This window comes from Bacillota bacterium, assembly GCA_012842395.1.
In the GTDB taxonomy this organism is placed as follows: domain Bacteria; phylum Bacillota; class SHA-98; order UBA4971; family UBA4971; genus UBA6256.
Map to the genome: position 1 here is coordinate 35,293 of DUSX01000031.1, position 17,190 is coordinate 52,482.

Below are 17,190 nucleotides of genomic sequence, written 5' to 3' on the forward strand. Positions count from 1 at the left end.
ATGAGAAACCCCACGCGTTACGCGCTGCACGCCATCGGGCTCGCGGCGCTCGTGTACTTCTTGATGACCCTAGACTGGCCGGCTTTACGGCAGGGCGTGGGGCGGGTCGACCTGTTCTTCCTCGTCGGGGCCGTGTCAGCCTCGCTTGTCAACATCGCTACGAAGGCCATACGCTGGCAGCGCTTGATTCGGTCCGCGACCTCCGTGCGGATATCGTTCATGCTGTCGGTGGGCTCGATCTACGCCGGGGTGGCGTCGTCAAGCCTAGTCCCGGGCAAGGCGATCGACGTGGCTAAACCTCTGATACTAAAGCGGTTCCACCATATCCCGCTCGCCCCGTCGACCACGGCTATGTTGGTCGAGCGAGCACTGGACATGCTGAGCGTCGCCATCATCTTCTTGATCGCCCTCGCCATCCGACCTCTTGCTGTTGGCCCGGCTGTTCGCGTGCTGGCCGGGTTGGCGACGGCGCTTCTGGTGTTTCTTGCCGCCGCCTTGGCATTTCCAGGTGCGTTCTTGCGCGGGGTCAAGCGCGTCGTGGAGGCATTGCCGATCCCGCCGCGTTTTGAGACTCCGATACAGAGTGTGATGGCGAGCTCTGGAACGAGCTTACTCGCGTGGTGTCGACGCGAGAACTTCTGGTCGCTCTTGGGCCTGTCCCTGCTTTCGCTTGGGGCTGAGGTAGTAAGGTTCTACTGCGTTTTCCGGAGTGTGGGTCTGACGGTGGCACCGTGGGGCCTCACGATAGGATATATGGCCTCGATCCTTGTGGCGGTCGCGTCCTTTATACCCGGCGGGATTGGTGTCACAGAGTCCTTCCAAGCTGCTTTCGTTAGGCTTTTTGTCATTGGGGAGGCTGCGACGGGAGTGGAACGGGGGGCGGTGCTTCTGGATCGGGCGCTTTCGTATTACCTCGTGGTCCTTATTGGTGCAGCCTTTCTCCTGTGGTGTCAGCACGGTCTTGAGCGACGGGAGCTTTCGGCGGTGAGCTCGGGTGCTGCGAGCGACGGGAGCCTTCGGCGGTAGACTCGGGCGCCGGAAGCGACGCAGGCGGTTGCGCGGTCAATAGGTTCAAAAGGGTCATTGGCTACGTGCCAAACGGCCGGAATCGATGCTTCGCCTCCACCCGCCTTCGTGTGCTTTCACTCGCCTTCACTCGTTGTCACTCGCTGTCGCTCGTTGTGGTCGACTATGACTCGTTTGTTGCTCACTGCTGCTCACTGTCGCTTACTATCACTCAGGCGAGGCGCGCAAGGGGTGGACGAACATGAACGGAAATTCGAGGAAGACCGCCGCCGCAGACATGCTCCTCGTACTAGCCTTTGGAGCGATCATGTACCTCCCGTGGCTCAACCTCCCGGTCACAGATGCGGATACGGCGTACTACACCGGTGCTGCGCGCGGTGTGGTTAACTCCGGGGACTGGATGACCATACGAGGCTCAGGAGGCGACCTGCTGGATAAGCCGCCGTTGTCAATATGGCCAATAGCCTTATCGTACCGTCTTTGGGGTGAATCCGACTGGTCGACGCGTTTGTGGCAGGTAGCATTGTCCATCGGGATCCTTGTCCTTACCTACTTGTCCGGACGGCGGTTTTTCGCTCGCGAGCAATGCCTGCTTGCCACATTGATCCTCGGCACGAGCTTGCTCTTCGCTTACTGCACGATGGTGGTGCAGCAGGACATCCTGAACCTGTTCACATATGCCCTCTTCTTCTATGCTTTCGCGCTCTTCTGGCAGACTCACAGTGCAGCCGCTTACTACCTTGCCTGGCTGGCTCTCTCGCTGTCGTTTATGAATCGATGGCATATTGCCTTGGTCATCCCGGCGGGCGTGGTTCTGGCATGCGTGATTGCCGTCCGAATGCTCGGGAGGGACGACTTCCGGATCGCGACCCTATTCGGCTCATGGCGGTCCGCGCTGTGGCGCACCTCATTTGGCTTAGCCATCTTCGCTGTCGTAGGCGGGACGTGGTATGTCTATGAGTACCTGCATCTAGGCCGTCCCTTCCTCGACCTTTTCTTCGGTAGACGCAACTTGGCATTCCTGCAGGCGCCGGGCGGGAGGCCGCTCTCATGGCTGAGCGTCACGTACCTGCCTCAATTGCTCCTCGCGACGGTTCCGTGGGTGGTATTCCTCCCGGACGCCGTGGCCACCGGCATAGACGGGCTACGGAGCGCCCGCCGGGCGCGGCGTACGCGCGAGGTGGACGGCCTTCTCTTCTCATCGCTATGGTGCCTCGTTGCCTTCTTTGTGCCCCACGTGAGCGCCTGGCGTGTGATCCGGTACCTTCTTCCCGTGCTGCCACCATTATCCATGCTGACCGCTGTCAGTGTGACGCGCAAGTTGCAGGAGGGCAAACGCTTTGCGGTGTCAGCTGCGCTCGGCGCGGTGATAACCGCCGTGTTCGTTGCGATCGACGCGTATCTTCTTTTCGAGTCGCTGGACGCCACCATGAGACCATATAGAGGCCTCGTCCTACCGTTCCTGCTGATGTCCACCGTGGCTTTCGCCGCCTTCACTGTGGCCGCGCTATGGCGCCGTGAGCGCCTTGCCATCGTGGCGATGGTCATCCTTGCTGTGGCGAGCTATAGTACACTTTTCGCAAGCGTGAGCTATAAGTGGGACCAGGTCTCGCCGTGGCGTTCCTTCGGCCTCGCGACCAGGGCCATGCTTCAGCCGGACACGCAACTCGCATGGTACAGGACCAGCGGCATGCTCCCGTACGGGGTCCCAGGCGAGGCCGAGAGGGTCGTTTACGAGCATTACGCGGGCCGATCCGTGCCCTTCCTCGGAGATCCGAGCGAACTTCGCGACCTCGTGGCACAAGGGCCCGCGCTCATCGTGATGAGGGACGAGACACTCCTCAGCCTATTGGATACTTGTCCAGGGATCGATCTCAAGAAGATACAAACCCATTCCACAGGATGGGTGCTTGTCCTCGCGAACTCAGAGGCGAGATCGCGCTAGTCCATGAGAAAGCCCCCGTTCACGTCGATTATCTCACCGGTGATGAAGTCGGCTCCGGGTGACAGGAGAAACCGTACCACTGCCGCGACTTCCTCGGGCTTTCCGAGTCGCCCCAGGGGAATGGCCTGGACGATGCTCTTCCTCTTTTCTTCTGACCACTCAGCGCTCATCTCCGTTGCGATGGCGTGCGGGGCCACGCCGTTGACGGTCACGCCGTATGGCGCCATTTCCCTTGCGAAGGTCTTCGTCAACGCATCGAGGGCGGCCTTGGATGGGCCGTAACCCGGCGCGGATGTGATGTCGCCCATCTTGCCTGCGACCGATGAGACGTTGACGATCTTGCCCTTTCTCTGGCGCTTCATAACGTTCGCCACGTGTTTGCAGAAAAGGAAAGCGCCGCGCACGTTCACGGCAAAGACCGCGTCCCAATCAGCCGTCTTGATTTCCTCGCCCATTCGCCGCCTGATGATGCCAGCGTTGTTGACGAGCGCGTCTATCCTCTCGTATGCCGCGCAAGTGTCGCGCACGACCCGTTCCACGTCACTCTCTTCAGCAACGTTACACCGCTGAAACGCCACCCGCCCCGGGCGCTCGGCTTCCAGAGCCCGCCCTCGCTCGACGTTAACGTCGCACGCCACCACAAGATAGCCTTCTTCAGCCAAAGCCATAGTGATGGCGCGACCGATGCCGGCCACACCCCCGGTAACGATAGCTACACCCTTCTCCATCCTATCTTACCTCCGCATCTTGTCTCGGTGCTAACCGAATATCGCGTTAGGGATGAACGTCACCAGCGGCGGAAAGAGGTACATGGCAAGTATCACCAGGAGCACCGCCAGTGCGAACGGCCATCCCTCCCTCACGAAGTCCTCCACGGAACACTCCATGATGGAGCATACGGAGTACATCGCCAAACCCACCGGCGGGGTGAGCAACCCGAAGGCGCAGCTTATCACCATGAGTACTCCGAAGTACACGGGATCGACGCCCACTCCCTTTATGACAGGCACGAGAATGGACGTGAGGAGCAGGATCATGACGGTGGAGTCGACGAACATGCCGAGGAAAATCAGGAAAAGCGCGATGATGGCGATGATGATCTTCGGGTTGCGGCTGATGCCCAGTAAGAGCTGAGAGAGCGCCTGGGGCACCATCTCCCAGGTCATCGCGTAGCTGATGAGCGAAGAAAGCGCGATGAGGAACATCACCATGCCGACGTCCATGATGGTCAGCCTCACCGCGCGCTTGAACCCTTCCCACGTCATCTCGCGGTACGCGACCAGCCCGACCACCATCGCGTACACGGCCGCCGCGGCCCCGGCCTCCGACGGGACAAGCAGCCCGAAGCGGAGAGTCACCAGAAGCAGGAACGGGAAGAGAATGGCCCATAGGGTATGCGCGAAAGTCGGCAGGATCTCGCCGAGGGGGGCCATTTTCGGCCTCTCGGGCATGTATTTCCTGCGGCGGGCGGTAATTGCCACCGCGGTGGCGAGAAAGACCGACATCAGAAGACCCGGTCCTATCCCGCCTGCGAGCAGGCGCCCGATGGAGACCTCTCCGATGGTCCCATAGAGCACCAGGCCGATGCTGGGCGGGATGGCGATCGTGATGAGCGCTGTGAAGCCGTGAACGGCCGCCGAATACGCCCGCGAGTAGCCCCGGCTCGTCATCGTCGGGCCGAGGATGCGGGCTTCCATGGAGGCGTCCGCGATGGCCGAGCCGCACACTCCGCCCATTAGCGTGCTCAACACCACGCTCACCTGCGCGAGGCTACCGTACATGTGTCCGGCCAACGTTGTGGCGAACTTGACCAGCCGTTTCGTGATGCCGGTCTCGTTCATGAGGTTGCCAGCGAAGATGAACATGGGAATGGCGAGCAGCGCGAAATTCTGCGTCTCGGAGAGGATACGCTGCACCGGCATTGTGAGAGGCAGGCTCGGCTGCTGGAGAAAGAAGATGAATCCGGAAATGCCTATGGCAAAGACCACGGGCATCCCTAGAATGAGTAATGCCACAAACACGATCAAGACCCACGTCATATGTGTCCCTCCCCTTAGGCAGCGCTAAGCCTCAAGAGCGCGGGTGTCGTCCTCTCCGGAGCTTGCGGAGGCGGCCGTGCGGCGATGGTCTGCGACGATTCGTCCGATCTTGAGTACCGTGGTGATGAGAAGCAGCGCGCTGCCCACAGGCACGCTTAGCGTGACCCAGGTGTAACTGAATCCCGGGATGCCCTGGAATGTCCGGAACCTCGTCAGATAAGACATCCAAACCCCGTATACGATGAGAAAGATCAAGAACGCGGCGATGATGAGGTGGTTCAGGATGTTGATGTAGAACTGGACCTTCTTCGGCAGCCGATTGACGAACAAGTCTACGCTAACATGGCGGTCTTCTCGCATGGCGGCGTCGGCACTGAAAAAGACCGCCCAAGCAAAAAGAAAGGTGGCCATGTCCATCCCCCAGGCGAGCGGGCGCCCGACACCCCTGGCCACCGCGGCCCCGAATATGAGGACGAGGATCGCCACGAGGAGAATTCCGGCAATGGCCTCCTCGGCCCGGCAAATGGCGTCGTAAACTCGTCTCACTCTGGACACACACATCCCCCCTCGGCGAAGGCCGGGTCCTGCCCGGACGTTTCCCGTTATGCCGAGCCCCCGGCCCGCCACCGGCACGGGGCGCGGACCGGGGGCCGGTCGCCGGTTCAACCGGCCATTTGCTCCGCGGACCTCTTCCCTACTTGCCGAGCTCCTTGTATATCGCGTCCCTGACTCCGACGAGATTCATCTTTTGATATGCGGCCTCGCCGGCCTTCTTGAAGGCGTTTATGTCCACGTCCTTAATGATGACCATACCTTTCTCCTGAACCTGTTTCCTGACCTTGTCAGTATTCTCCTGGATCAGGTAGGAGGTCTCGAGACCCGCCCTGTCGCACTCCTCGACGAGTATCTTCTGATACTCCTTGGGGAGCCTGTTGAACCAATCCGAGCTGACTACAATGAAGTTGATGAGCAGGAAATGCCCGGTCTCGTCTACATACTTGAGAACCTCGTACAGGCTTCCGTCCATGATGTTGTCGTAAACCAGTTCCACCCCGTCGATGGCACCCTGCTGCAGGGCGGTGTACATCTCGCCGAAGGCCATGGCGGTAGGCGTCGCACCCAAAGCCCTGACCCCCTCCTGCCAGATCGGGGCCGGGGCGGTCCTTATTCGCAGGCCCTTCAGATCCTCGGGCTTCCGGATAGGTTTATTGGTCATGAAATGACGGAACCCCTGGACCCACTGGATCGAAAGCACCTGGAACCCGTACTTCTTCGCGAGCTCGTCGATCCACTTCTTGACCGTGGGTAGCTGGCTGAGCTTGACCACATCCTCGATGCTGTTCACAAAGTAGGGGGCGTTCAGAACGGCGATGTCGGGAATGTAGTTGCCCATCCGGGCCGCGTCGGTATTCTGACCTACCGGAACGCCCTGGCGGATTTGCTCCAGGATGTCCTCTTCGACGCCCAACGCAGCGCTATGGAACACGAGGATCTGAAGGTCGCCCTTGGTCCGTTCGGCCACTCGCTGGGCCCACTTCTGGAATCCCGCGTGGTACGGATGGTTCGGGCCCAGGACATGGTTGAAGCGGAGAGTATAGGTTGGCTGGGCGGCGCGTGTAACCGGCGGGGACAAAGCTACAGCCAGCATAATGAGTATGCAGATGCCCAGAAGCCTTCTCATCGTTCGCAACCTCCTCGCTCGTCTATTAGCAGGCGTCCTCACGTGTTGACCCGACGACCGCGTCACGGTGAGACTGGCGACATCACCATGTCATGTGTGCTCTTGCGTTCTACGCTGCGACCACCTCCCGCACGAACATTTCCTACCTCCTCGTGTCGTCCCCTAAGTGAGCGCGCGTTAGTCTTTACCCTATTTCCGGCGGTTGCCGGATCGCCGGTGTTTGCGCTCGGGACGGCGCCCCAAGCGGAGCGGGGCACGCTTCGCCAGGATCCGGCCCGTCGGGCCAGTGGCCGGATCCTGGCACCCCTCGTGCAATCACCGACAACCCATCCCAATGAGCGGACTTCAGCTCGTCGTCGCCGTCGTCGACGCGGCCACCGCGCCGCGACTGCGACCGCAACCACGGCTCTCTTTTGCAGCGAGGGCCTCTAGACAGGCCTTGGCCACGTCATCGGCGGTGAGCCGATACTTGCGAGCGAGGTCTGCATCTGCCCCTGACTCGGCAAACACGTCGCGGATGCCCACCCTTTTCAGCGGAACGGGGTACTTTTCGCCGAGCACTTCCGCGCACGCTCCACCGAGACCCCCGATAATGCTGTGGTTTTCGACGGTCACGACCGCTCCCGTGTCCGTCGCGGCCTTGACAATGCCCTCTTCATCGATCGGTTTGAGGCAGGATACCGCGACAACCCTTGCAACCACGCCTCTTTCACGGAGCACCTCGCGTGCGGCTAGAGCGGTGTGAACCATCGTGCCCATCGCGATGATTGCCGCGTCGTGGCCATCCGCGAGGGTCCTGGCCCTCATAAACGGTGGACGACCGTTCGCGTCGCCATCGCCTTCCCCCCAGGCGCCTGCCTGCCCCACCATATGGCTGGGGAGCACCGGGTAGGCGTCGCGCGCTATCCGGAGGTACACGGGGCCCGGGATCTGCGCCGCGTACCTCGTGGCAAGCGCTGCTTCCCTCGCGTCAACGGGCTCGATCACGGTCATGTTTGGGAGCGCCCGCATGAGCGCCAGATCCTCGATGGCTTGATGCGTCGCGCCGGTCTTCCCCGTGAACAGGCCCGTATAGGCGCCGCACATTTTGACGTTGAGCCTCGGATACGCCACGGAGATACTGACCTGGTCGTACACCCGCTTGCTAGCGAACACGCAAAACGTTGTGACGAAAGGAACAAATCCAGTAGTGGCGAGGCCTGCCGCCACCCCCACCATGTTCTGCTCGGCGATCCCACACTCGATGAACCGTCCGGGAAACTCCCTTCCAAACCTGCTAGTCCGGGTCGGTTCCGCGAGGTCCGCATCCAGTACTACGACCCGTGGGTCGCTTCTCCCGAGTTCGACAAGGGCACTGCCGAACGCGTCGCGGATGGACTCGCAAACGGCGCTGCTCATCGTGCATCACCTCCGACTTCACCGCTGAGCAGGCTTGGGCCGCACGAGCCCTGTCCCCGCACGAAGCCGATCTCTCCAAGTGCCCGTTCGAATTCATCCTTGGCGATCGGCCTGGAATGCCATTTGGCCTGGCCTTCCATGAACGAGACGCCTTTGCCTTTCACCGTGTGGGCCACCAGCACGGTGGGCGCGCCGACGGTCTCCCGGGCGCGCCGAAAACCGCTCGTGAGCTGCTCGAAATCGTGGCCATCCACCTCCACCACCGACCAACCGAAAGACCGCCATTTCTCAGTATAGGGCTCGAGCGGCATCACCTGGGCAACAGGCCCACAAAGCTGGACCTTGTTGTAATCGACGATGGCCGTGAGATTGTCGAGACCTTTGTTGCCGGCAAACATAGCCGCTTCCCACACCTGGCCTTCCTGCGTCTCGCCGTCCCCGAGGAGGCAGTACACGCGAAAGTCTTTGTGGCTGACCTTCGCTCCGAGCGCCATTCCACAGGCGGCCGAAAGCCCTTGACCGAGCGAGCCAGTGGACATGTCTACCCCTGGCGTCTTTGTCATGTCCACGTGACCCTGGAGCCTGCTGTCGATGGCGTCGAAGGTGCGGAGTTCGTCCACGGGAAAGAATCCTCTCTCGGCCAGGACGCTGTACAGGGCCGCGCTTGCGTGCCCCTTTGATAGTACGAAGCGGTCGCGCTCGGGCCAATGAGGGTTCCCGGGCGATATTCTCATCTCGCGGAAGTACAGGGTAACAAGGATCTCGACGCATGAGAGAGAGCCGCCTGGGTGGCCGGCTCCGGACGTGTGGATCATCGAGAGGATGTGGTGACGGACCCGTCTAGCGACATCAGGCAGTTGCGTGAGGGAAAGATGTGCGCATTGCTCCACTTCAACCCACCTCGCCGCCACCACGAAACATGCAAGTGCTGTGCCACGTTTACCGCAGCATTCACGACGGGACGCTGCGGCTGCGGGATGCCTCTTACCTTAGCGTTCTGACGACTATGAACGGCGACAGCGGGCCGGTTACGACTCTCAGTTCTCGGCGGACCATTACGAGCGGCAGTGAGCTCCACAGAGCAAACGCGCGGTGAAAGGCCTCCGGTATCGCACTCGGAGTCGGCACCCCAAGCGCGGCCACGCTTCGCCAGGACCGGGTCCCTGCGGTCAGCGGCCCGATACCAACTCCTCCGATTCTGATGATGTGTATCATTATGAAGCACCACGTGGCACACTGTGCCGATTCGGGACTATGTTGTACTTCTTGAGCTTCCTGTGAAGAGTGCTCCGGCCGATGCCGAGCGTCGCGGCGGCCCTCGAGACGTTTCCGCTGCAATAGGCCAGGGCCTTGAGGATGGCGTCGCGTTCAATGCTCTGCATACTCTCTATGGGTTCTGCACGGCCGCCGCCGGGGATCGGGGAAATCGGGCGCTCCGCGAGCTCAGCGAGCTGAGCGACCTCCGGGGGCTCCGAGGGCTCCGCGGGCCTAGCGGCGGGCCCGACGGGCCCAGCGGACGCCGGCGGCGCCACCGCCGCCCATGCCGCGGATGGGGCCGGCGAAGTCGGAGGCCGCGAAACCGGGAGCGCCGCAGCCGCAGGCGTCGCGTGCGCCGACGGCCCGGTCAGTGCCCGTGGTGATGCGTGCCCCGGGAGCGGGAGCAGCTCCCCGCCCGCGAACACGTCCTTCGGCAGGCAGTCCGAGGTGATGACAATGACGTCCTCATCGGTAGGCCGGTCCCCTTGCTTCTCTATGGCGGCTATTGCCGCTCTCTCCAGCACGTTTTGAAGCTCGCGCACATTCCCCGGGAACTCATACTTCTTTAAGGCCTCCAGCGCGTCAGGGCTTATCGCGAACTTTGGATCTGTCCCGCCGCGGGCATGCGGCCCGCAAGACGCGCCGAAGCCGTGGCGATCAAGAAAGTGACGCACGAGCAAAGGTATATCCTCACGCCTTTGTCGAAGGGGTGGTATAGAGACGTTCACCACATTCAAGCGATAGTACAGGTCCTCTCTGAACCTACCAGCCCGGACCTCGTCGGCAAGGTTGCGATTGGTCGCGCCGATTATCCGCACGTTTATCGGAATCATCTCCGTGCCACCTATTCTCATCACTTGGTCGTCCGCCAGCGCGCGAAGGAGCTTTACTTGCATCTCCAGGGGCATGCTCTCTACCTCGTCCAGGAAAAGCGTGCCTCCTTCGGCCAGCTCGAACTTGCCCGGCTTTCCTCCACGCCGCGCACCGGTGAAGGCGCCTTCCTCGTACCCGAACAGCTCGCTCTCGATAAGCTCGGTTGGCACAGCCCCGCAGTTTATGGCCACGAACGGGCCGTCCTTCCTAGCGCTTGCGTTGTGGATCGCCTGGGCGAAGAGGTCCTTCCCCGTGCCGCTCTCTCCGCAGAGCAATACGCGCGAGTCTGTACGCGAGGCGGCTTTCGCCAGCCTCACAGCCTCTTGAAGAGAGGGGCTCTCCCCGACGATGTCGTCGAACGTGAACCTGGCCTGCGCCCCGACCATCCTACGAACGAGGCTTCTCACGCGCTCCATCTTGTCGAAAACCGCGAGGGTGCCGATGGAATCCCCGCTTGCGTTGCGGAGCGTGCGGATGGTTGCAAGGCACCTCGTGGTGCCGTGCCCGGTTCGTATTGAGATCTCGTGTTCCTTGAACTCGCGGTGCTTGGATTGTTTGAGAATCTGGACGACCGAGGGAAAAAGCCCGAATGCTGCATCGATGGGCCTGCCCAGGGCGTCCTCCCGCTCTATGCCGAAGATGCGCAACGCGGCTTCGTTCACACGCATGATGGTGCCGTCCGACGATACTGCCACGAGGCCGTCCCTTATGGAATCGAACACGGTGCCGAGAAACCGGTTCAGCGTGCGGATCTCGTGGAGGGAGCGCTCCAGGGCGAGCTCGCGTTCGATGGCCTCCGACATGCTGGCGACGATCCCGATGGTGTGCTTGTGCACGAGCTCCCTCCTGCCGGTCATGTTCAGCACGCCGACTATCTTCCCGGTGTGATCATGGATGGGCGCCGCGGAGCAAGTGACCCAGTGAATGTGGACGTTATAGTGCTCGGCCCCAACTACCTGAACAGGCTCATCCAGCATGAGCGCGAGGCCAATGGCGCATGTGCCGGCGCGTGACTCGTGTCGGCTCGCACCGGGCGCGAGGCGCACACGGCTCGTCTCTTGGAGGACCTGATCGTCCCCGATGCTTCTGAGCAGAAACCCTTCGCCGTCCGTTATGTCCACACGGAATCCCGAACCGGCCACGAGCTTGTAAAGCGTGCTCATGAAGGACCAGGCCGTGGAGATCAGCTGCTCGTTGGCGGATATACGCGCGCGCACCTCGTTTTCATCCGCGAGGTCGAAACATCTTGTGTCTTGGGGGTCGAGCCCGAGAGCCCGGCATCTCTTCCACGATTCGGCGATCACGGGTCTCACGACGGTCGAGTCGATCTCCCCCGTCTGCACGAAGGTGCGCCATGCCGCCTCCAGCCGCGCGAAGTCTCTCTCAGAAGGAGGAGTATCAGGCTGCATCGCGAAGTCAAAGGCACCGGACGGGTTTCGGACGATGGCGTCCGCCATTGATGTCACCCCCGATGTTGTCTCGGCTTCGAAACTCGAGCAAGGGAACCGCCGCCTGCCATTGCTTTTCGGGCCTTCCTCACAATAGAAACACTTCGGCACGGGGGGCAGCCATCCTTCTTCTTGTTGGGGTGGGGCCGCGTGTCGCGCAGCTCCATAGGCACGTAACTTGCAAGGGTGCTACCGGAAGTTAGAAGTGGGAGCCGTCCGTTCGGACTGGGAGCCCCTTGCGCCTCGAGGCGCCTCGAGCGCCTTGTCGAGGGCACGTTCGGCTCCAAGGAGGCGTGGACTTGCACATGGACACGTACGTTCTCAGGATCGATATGCCGGCCCGGCGCGTGACGCGCGCCGTAGCGGGGGAGTCCCTCGCAATGCTGGGAGGACGTGGCCTCATAGCGCGCGTTGTGCTCGACGAGGTGAAACCCGGCTGCGATCCCCTCGGCCGTCACAACAAGCTCCTCATCGTGCCAGGGGTCTTGGGCGGCACGCCGGCACCGTGCGCTGGCAGGATCTCGGTGGGCGGCAAGAGCCCCCTTACCGGAGGGATCAAGGAGAGCAACGCGGGCGGGGTTGTCGGCCACAAGCTCGCCCGGCTCGGTGTAAAAGCACTCATCCTCGAGAACAAACCGGATGACGCGCGAGGGCTGTTTACTCTCGTCCTCGCGAAGGACACGGTGGAGCTCGTTCCCTGCCCCGATCTTGCGGGCCTTGGCGTGTACGAGACTGCTGCACGGCTTCAGGAAAGGTACGGGAAGCGAGTCGGAGTCATGGTCATCGGCCCGGCTGGCGAGATGGAGCTCACAGCTGCGGGGATAGCCATCACCGACCTAGACGGGGAGCCCGGAAGGTACTGTGGCCGCGGGGGCATGGGGGCGCTCATGGGGTCCAAAGGCATCAAGGCCGTGGTGATCGACGATTCCGGCACCCGTGCTCCGGAGATCCGGGACAAGAAGAAGTTCCTCGAGGCCGCCAGGGCTGTCATCCAATTGATCAGGGACACTCCTCAGACCGCGGAGGTTTACCGCAACTGGGGCACCGCTGCCCTAGTGACGACCACCAACGCCCTCGGCGGACTGCCCACGCGCAACTTCAGCACCGGGCGTTTTGAGGGCGCGGACCGCATCTCTGCGGAAGCTCTCCGCGAGCTCATCCTGGCAAGAGGCGGGCTGGCCACTCACTTCTGCATGCCCGGGTGTCCCATAGGGTGCTCAAACCGGGTGCCGAGAGCGGACGGCAGCGATCTCGTGAGCCCTCTTGAGTATGAGACCATCGGCTTGCTCGGCTCGAACTGCGGCATCGACGACCTCGATGCGATCGGTGAGATGAACCGGTTGTGTAACGACCTCGGCGTTGACACCATCGATGTCGGTGGAGCCGTGGGTGTGGCGATGGAGGCGGGTCTCGTCCGCTTTGGAGACGCCGCGGGCGCCCTTGAGCTCATACGTGAGATAGGCAAGGGCACGGTGCTTGGAAGGGTGATAGGCCATGGCGGTGCGCTGACCGCAAGGGTCCTGGGGGTGAGGCGCGTGCCGGCGGTGAAAGGCCAGGTCATGGCGGCCTACGACCCGCGGGGGCTCAAAGGGCTGGGGGTGACGTTCGCCACATCCCCGATGGGCGCCGACCATACTGCCGGGAATACCGTGCGCGTGCAGATAGATCATCATAGCCCGGCAGGTCAGGTTGAGGCGTCGAGGAACGCTCAGCTATCGGCCGCGATATACGACATGCTGGGGGTGTGCATGTTCGTCGGCCCGGCGGTCAGGGACCGGATAGACCTGCTCGGCGATCTCGTTTCGGCCCGGCTTGGTGTTCCCTGTTCCGCCGAGACCATCCGCGCTCTCGCAAGACAGACGATCATGGCAGAGAGGGAGTTCAACCGGCGGGCGGGTTTCACGAGCGTGCACGACAGGCTGCCAGAGCACTTTGTCGAGGAACCAAACCCCGCCACAGGCACGACCTTCGACGTGAGCGACGAAGAGATGGATGGGATGTGGGACTAGACGTCATGCCGGGACAGCCGGGAGGCCTGGCCTTGGCTTGCGTGCGGCGCGCGGCCGGTCGACGAATCCGCTCAATCTCCGGAGAGGCCATTTCGAAGGACGTCCCGTCCTGATCGCGCATTTTCGCCATGGGGCTTGGGATTTCCTCCGTGCGGGTGACCCCGGTCTACAGGGTCAGCCCCGCCGCCCGGCCCGGTGGGGGTCCACCGGCACTGAGAGCATGGGAGAAGTTAAGATGGCGGGCGAGGGCGAAGTGTTGTATGATTTGATCGTGACGATAGTCAACAAGGGCGATGCCGAGAAGGTGGTGGAGTCCTCAAAGAGGGCCGGGGCCGAAGGCGGCACGATAATGCACGGGCGTGGAATCGGCATTCACGAGCACGCGAGATTGCTCGGTATCACTATAGGCCTGAAAAGCAGATCGTGCTGACCCTCATCTGCGTGCGCGTTTGTGATTCGTCGTAACGACGAGAAGAGAACGGGGAGAGGGGGACTTGTGAATGGTATGCAGAGAAGTCTCAGATAAACTAGAGAGGATCCTAAGACTTGACACGCGACCTGTCGGCGTAAAACTCTACAAGAGCAAGGAGGAGCTGCCTCGGAAACCCCTGAACTTCAAACTGAACGTGTGCCAGCTGGTGTCGATGGCTAGGTGCCAAGGGAAAGTGAACACCGGGGTGCCAGAGATGATGGTGTGCTCCATGGGAGCGGCTTGCGTCGGCCTCATAAGGACGCCTGAGGCTATCGCGTCGGGCAAAGCAGCCGTTGGCCCATATGTGAAGGATCTGGCGGCGGGCAAGGCTTTCATGGCGAACACGTTCAAGCTTGGAGACACTGGCAAGAAGTTCGACGGGATCCTGGTCGGCGCCCTCGACAATCTCCAGGCAGACCCCGATGTTGTCGTCATTTATGCGAATCCGGCCCAAATCATGAGGCTTATCCACGCGTGCACCTACGAGACCGGGGAGAAGGTCACCGCGGACACCGTCGCCGAGGCGGCGCTCTGTTCGTCCATCGGTTTCGCGGTAGCAACTGGCAAGCCCGTAGTCGGATTCCCATGCGCGGGTGACAGGATCTTCGGCGGCACTCAAAACAGCGAGCTTGTATTTGTTGCTCCGTATCCTCTGGTCCGGGACAAGCTCCTGGCCAACCTGGAACTTACGGCGCAGGGCGGCTTCTCCGTCTATCCCGTGCCGCCGAACATGTTCTGGACCCCGACTATGCCGCCGACCTACACAATCCACCCAGAAGATCTTGCTCGGTGAGTGCCGGGCGAACCGCACCGGTTCGGGGGAGGAGGCTCTTGCTTGCCTTGTTTGCGCTTCCTCCCCTTGTTCTTGTTGGGCGGGTAAGCGGCTATTGGGCCTGCGGCGCCTGTTATGAACGGGCCCGCCGCCGCGATGCAGGCTCCAGCGATCAGCATCGCCAGAATCGCGAGGGGTGTCGTGCGTCTCTTTGTTTTCACCCAGACCCTTGCCTCCCAATCGCGACGTCTTGTGAAGTCACTAGGTCTTCAAGAGATTCCTTGCCCACGCTGTTGCTCGTTCAATCTCACCATGCTTCAGCGGGCCCTTGGTGGCCTCCACAAAGAAGCCTTCGGGCGGAGCCGCCAGGGCGCCTCCCTTTTTCTGGAGTCCGTCGGCTATTGGCTTGGCAGCGTAGCCGAACAGCCTCACCATCATCTTGAGGAGACGCGAGCGCACGTCGGCCATGGAAATCCTGGTGTCGAAGGCCGCTACCCTCAGCACCGCCTGCCGTACCACCTTCCTTGCGTTCGGGGTTCGCAACAAAAACCATAGGAGGCCTGAGGTCGGCGTGTTCATCGTTGTCGGCGGATTCAGAAGCAGGCACCCCCTGGGCGCCCCAGCTGTGCGACGGGGTGCAGCGCGCTTCCCGGAGTCTACGCCAGCATTCACGAGAGTGCACGCGCCCTGTGACCGTGTCCGCATGTGACGGGACGTGGCACCGGATCCCGAACAAACCTTTGGCTCCCGTTCGGGCAGGAGGTTCGAGCGGTTATTACTGGATGAAGAAGGATTGTCGCGCACGGGAGCGAAGAACTATAATGAATTGCCGCGGTCGAAGAGCAGTTTGTTCCTTCGGCCCACTCGTGGACGCTTTAGAAGCGATCTCCGACGCCGATCGCCTGTTTGTTGGCTGCATCGCGCGGGTATGCAGCCCGAGAGAAGCGCCAAAACACCACCTGGCTCCGCAGGCGCAACGCGGCAGGGGACCGGCAATCGTGGTGAGCCCGACTCCGAGACCGGGGCAGATACGGTGCGGTTCTCAGCTGGCGAGACACGGCGGTTCGGGCAGGAGACTTGTGACAGAGGCCGAAAAACGGACCGAAAAGCGGCCTTATCCCTCATAGAATTCATAAACACACCATGCAGGTGAACAGAATGACAAGTCTTGGTTTAAAACCTGTTGAAACCGTGAGCACGTCGACGCAGATCATCGAGCAATTCGTCGAGATGATTCGTACCGACAAGCTGAAACCCGGGAGCTGCCTCCCGTCAGAGGCGAGCCTCGCCAAGAGCTTGGGCACTAGCCGTGCGACGATCAGAGAGGCCTTGAGCGGGCTTAAGGTTTTGGGGTTACTGGAGTCCGTCCCGGGCAAGGGCAATTTCGTGAAGAAGCCAGCTGTAAATTACCAATTAGAGGGCATCATCGATACGATCAGGAGCCGCATGACCTTTCTCGAAGCGCTGGAGGCTAGAAGGGCTATCGAGGGTGAGGTCTGCTACCTGGCGGCCAAGAGGCGCACCAGTTCTTCACTGCGGGAGATCGAGAGCTCCCTGAGGAAATGCAAGGATGTCAAGTCGGTGGATGAGTTCATTGAGGCTGATTACGAGTTCCACCTTGCTTTGGCCAAGGCGTCAGACAACCGTCTGTTCATCCAATTCATCAAGGAAGCCTTGTTGAAGCTGGGTCAACCGTATTATAACGCCATCAAGCTGGCCGAAGCAGCGGATGATCGTTCGTCGGTAAAGAGGCTGTTTGGCAAATCGTATGATGATCATGAGGCCATCTATAGGGCGATCCTGGAGGGGGACTCTGCGGCAGCCCGCAAGAGCATGCTCAATCACCTCCAGGCTGCCAAACAGAAGTTTACAGGATACTATGAAACCGCAGAGGCAGAGGCCGAGGATGGCCATGGGTCCTCAGAAGACGAGGCGCTCGCCGACGACGGGACAGGCGGACATCCCGCCGGTTCGCGGGCAGAAGACGTCCGTCCGACGGCATCGGGGTCATGACCCGGATAGAGAATCGCGGCCGTCGACATCGCTGCGGGGGCGACCTCGAATAGTATCCAGCAGTATTCGGACCCACGCTGGGAAAAATCCCACGGTGTAAGGGGGAGCCGGTAAGGCAGCCTGACAGCTTGACAGGTTGGCATGTTTGGCTTATGATGTGTTTGCTGGGTTACGAATGGGCATAGAATCTCATCGGGCCCGCGAGTGTAGATGTACAGGTTAGGGGCGCACATCGAGTCAAGCCAATGTCGGCTCGG

General features: G+C 61.4%; 13 protein-coding genes and 1 pseudogene. 6 read left to right on the forward strand and 8 right to left on the reverse strand.

Going from position 1 to position 17,190, the window contains the following annotated elements; translation table 11 throughout:
- Positions 1-1,026 carry a flippase-like domain-containing protein gene (locus GX515_09395; GenBank protein HHY33211.1) on the forward strand — a complete coding sequence of 342 codons (1,026 nt, stop codon included), beginning with the start codon at positions 1-3 and terminating at the stop codon, positions 1,024-1,026.
- 241 nt (positions 1,027-1,267) lie between these two features.
- Positions 1,268-2,971 carry a hypothetical protein gene (locus GX515_09400; protein HHY33212.1) on the forward strand — a complete coding sequence of 568 codons (1,704 nt, stop codon included), beginning with the start codon at positions 1,268-1,270 and terminating at the stop codon, positions 2,969-2,971.
- Here GX515_09400 and GX515_09405 read toward each other — a convergent pair.
- The 7 genes from GX515_09405 to GX515_09435 all read right to left on the reverse strand — a co-directional run bounded on the left by GX515_09405 (position 2,968) and on the right by GX515_09435 (position 11,676).
- Positions 2,968-3,699: an SDR family oxidoreductase gene (locus tag GX515_09405; protein ID HHY33213.1), complete on the reverse strand. Its 732-nt coding sequence runs from the start codon at positions 3,697-3,699 to the stop codon at positions 2,968-2,970. The two genes, GX515_09400 and GX515_09405, sit on opposite strands and share 4 nt — an antisense overlap.
- A 30-nt stretch (positions 3,700-3,729) precedes the next feature.
- The gene (locus GX515_09410) at positions 3,730-5,010 is read right to left on the reverse strand and encodes a TRAP transporter large permease subunit (protein ID HHY33214.1); all 1,281 of its coding nucleotides are present in this window, start codon (positions 5,008-5,010) and stop codon (positions 3,730-3,732) included.
- A gap of 24 nt (positions 5,011-5,034) precedes the next feature.
- Positions 5,035-5,571 carry a TRAP transporter small permease gene (locus tag GX515_09415; protein ID HHY33215.1) on the reverse strand — a complete coding sequence of 179 codons (537 nt, stop codon included), beginning with the start codon at positions 5,569-5,571 and terminating at the stop codon, positions 5,035-5,037.
- Between the two features lie 133 nt (positions 5,572-5,704).
- Positions 5,705-6,691 carry a TRAP transporter substrate-binding protein DctP gene (dctP, locus tag GX515_09420; protein ID HHY33216.1) on the reverse strand — a complete coding sequence of 329 codons (987 nt, stop codon included), beginning with the start codon at positions 6,689-6,691 and terminating at the stop codon, positions 5,705-5,707.
- 345 nt (positions 6,692-7,036) lie between these two features.
- Positions 7,037-8,089: a transketolase family protein gene (locus GX515_09425; GenBank protein HHY33217.1), complete on the reverse strand. Its 1,053-nt coding sequence runs from the start codon at positions 8,087-8,089 to the stop codon at positions 7,037-7,039.
- Positions 8,086-8,979, reverse strand: a complete 894-nt coding sequence (locus GX515_09430) for a transketolase (protein HHY33218.1) — start codon at positions 8,977-8,979, stop codon at positions 8,086-8,088. The genes GX515_09425 and GX515_09430 overlap by 4 nt, the downstream gene beginning before the upstream one ends.
- Before the next feature lie 324 nt (positions 8,980-9,303).
- The gene (locus tag GX515_09435; protein HHY33219.1) at positions 9,304-11,676 is read right to left on the reverse strand and encodes a sigma 54-interacting transcriptional regulator; all 2,373 of its coding nucleotides are present in this window, start codon (positions 11,674-11,676) and stop codon (positions 9,304-9,306) included.
- Positions 11,677-11,972: 296 nt separating this feature from the next.
- On the opposite strand from GX515_09435, the gene GX515_09440 reads away from it, so the two are divergent.
- The 3 genes and pseudogenes from GX515_09440 (at position 11,973) to GX515_09450 (ending at position 14,941) form a co-directional block, all read left to right on the forward strand.
- Positions 11,973-13,676: an aldehyde ferredoxin oxidoreductase gene (locus GX515_09440; protein ID HHY33220.1), complete on the forward strand. Its 1,704-nt coding sequence runs from the start codon at positions 11,973-11,975 to the stop codon at positions 13,674-13,676.
- Between the two features lie 235 nt (positions 13,677-13,911).
- A pseudogene (locus tag GX515_09445) lies at positions 13,912-14,114 on the forward strand (PII family protein).
- A gap of 62 nt (positions 14,115-14,176) precedes the next feature.
- A complete protein-coding gene (locus tag GX515_09450) occupies positions 14,177-14,941 on the forward strand; it encodes a DUF169 domain-containing protein (protein ID HHY33221.1) in 765 nt (254 codons plus the stop codon).
- A 240-nt stretch (positions 14,942-15,181) separates the two neighbouring features.
- Here the strand turns inward: GX515_09450 and GX515_09455 are convergent, their stop codons facing one another.
- A complete protein-coding gene (locus tag GX515_09455) occupies positions 15,182-15,424 on the reverse strand; it encodes a hypothetical protein (GenBank protein ID HHY33222.1) in 243 nt (80 codons plus the stop codon).
- Positions 15,425-16,078: 654 nt separating this feature from the next.
- On the opposite strand from GX515_09455, the gene GX515_09460 reads away from it, so the two are divergent.
- Positions 16,079-16,933: a FadR family transcriptional regulator gene (locus GX515_09460; GenBank protein HHY33223.1), complete on the forward strand. Its 855-nt coding sequence runs from the start codon at positions 16,079-16,081 to the stop codon at positions 16,931-16,933.
- Positions 16,934-17,190: the final 257 nt, after the last annotated feature.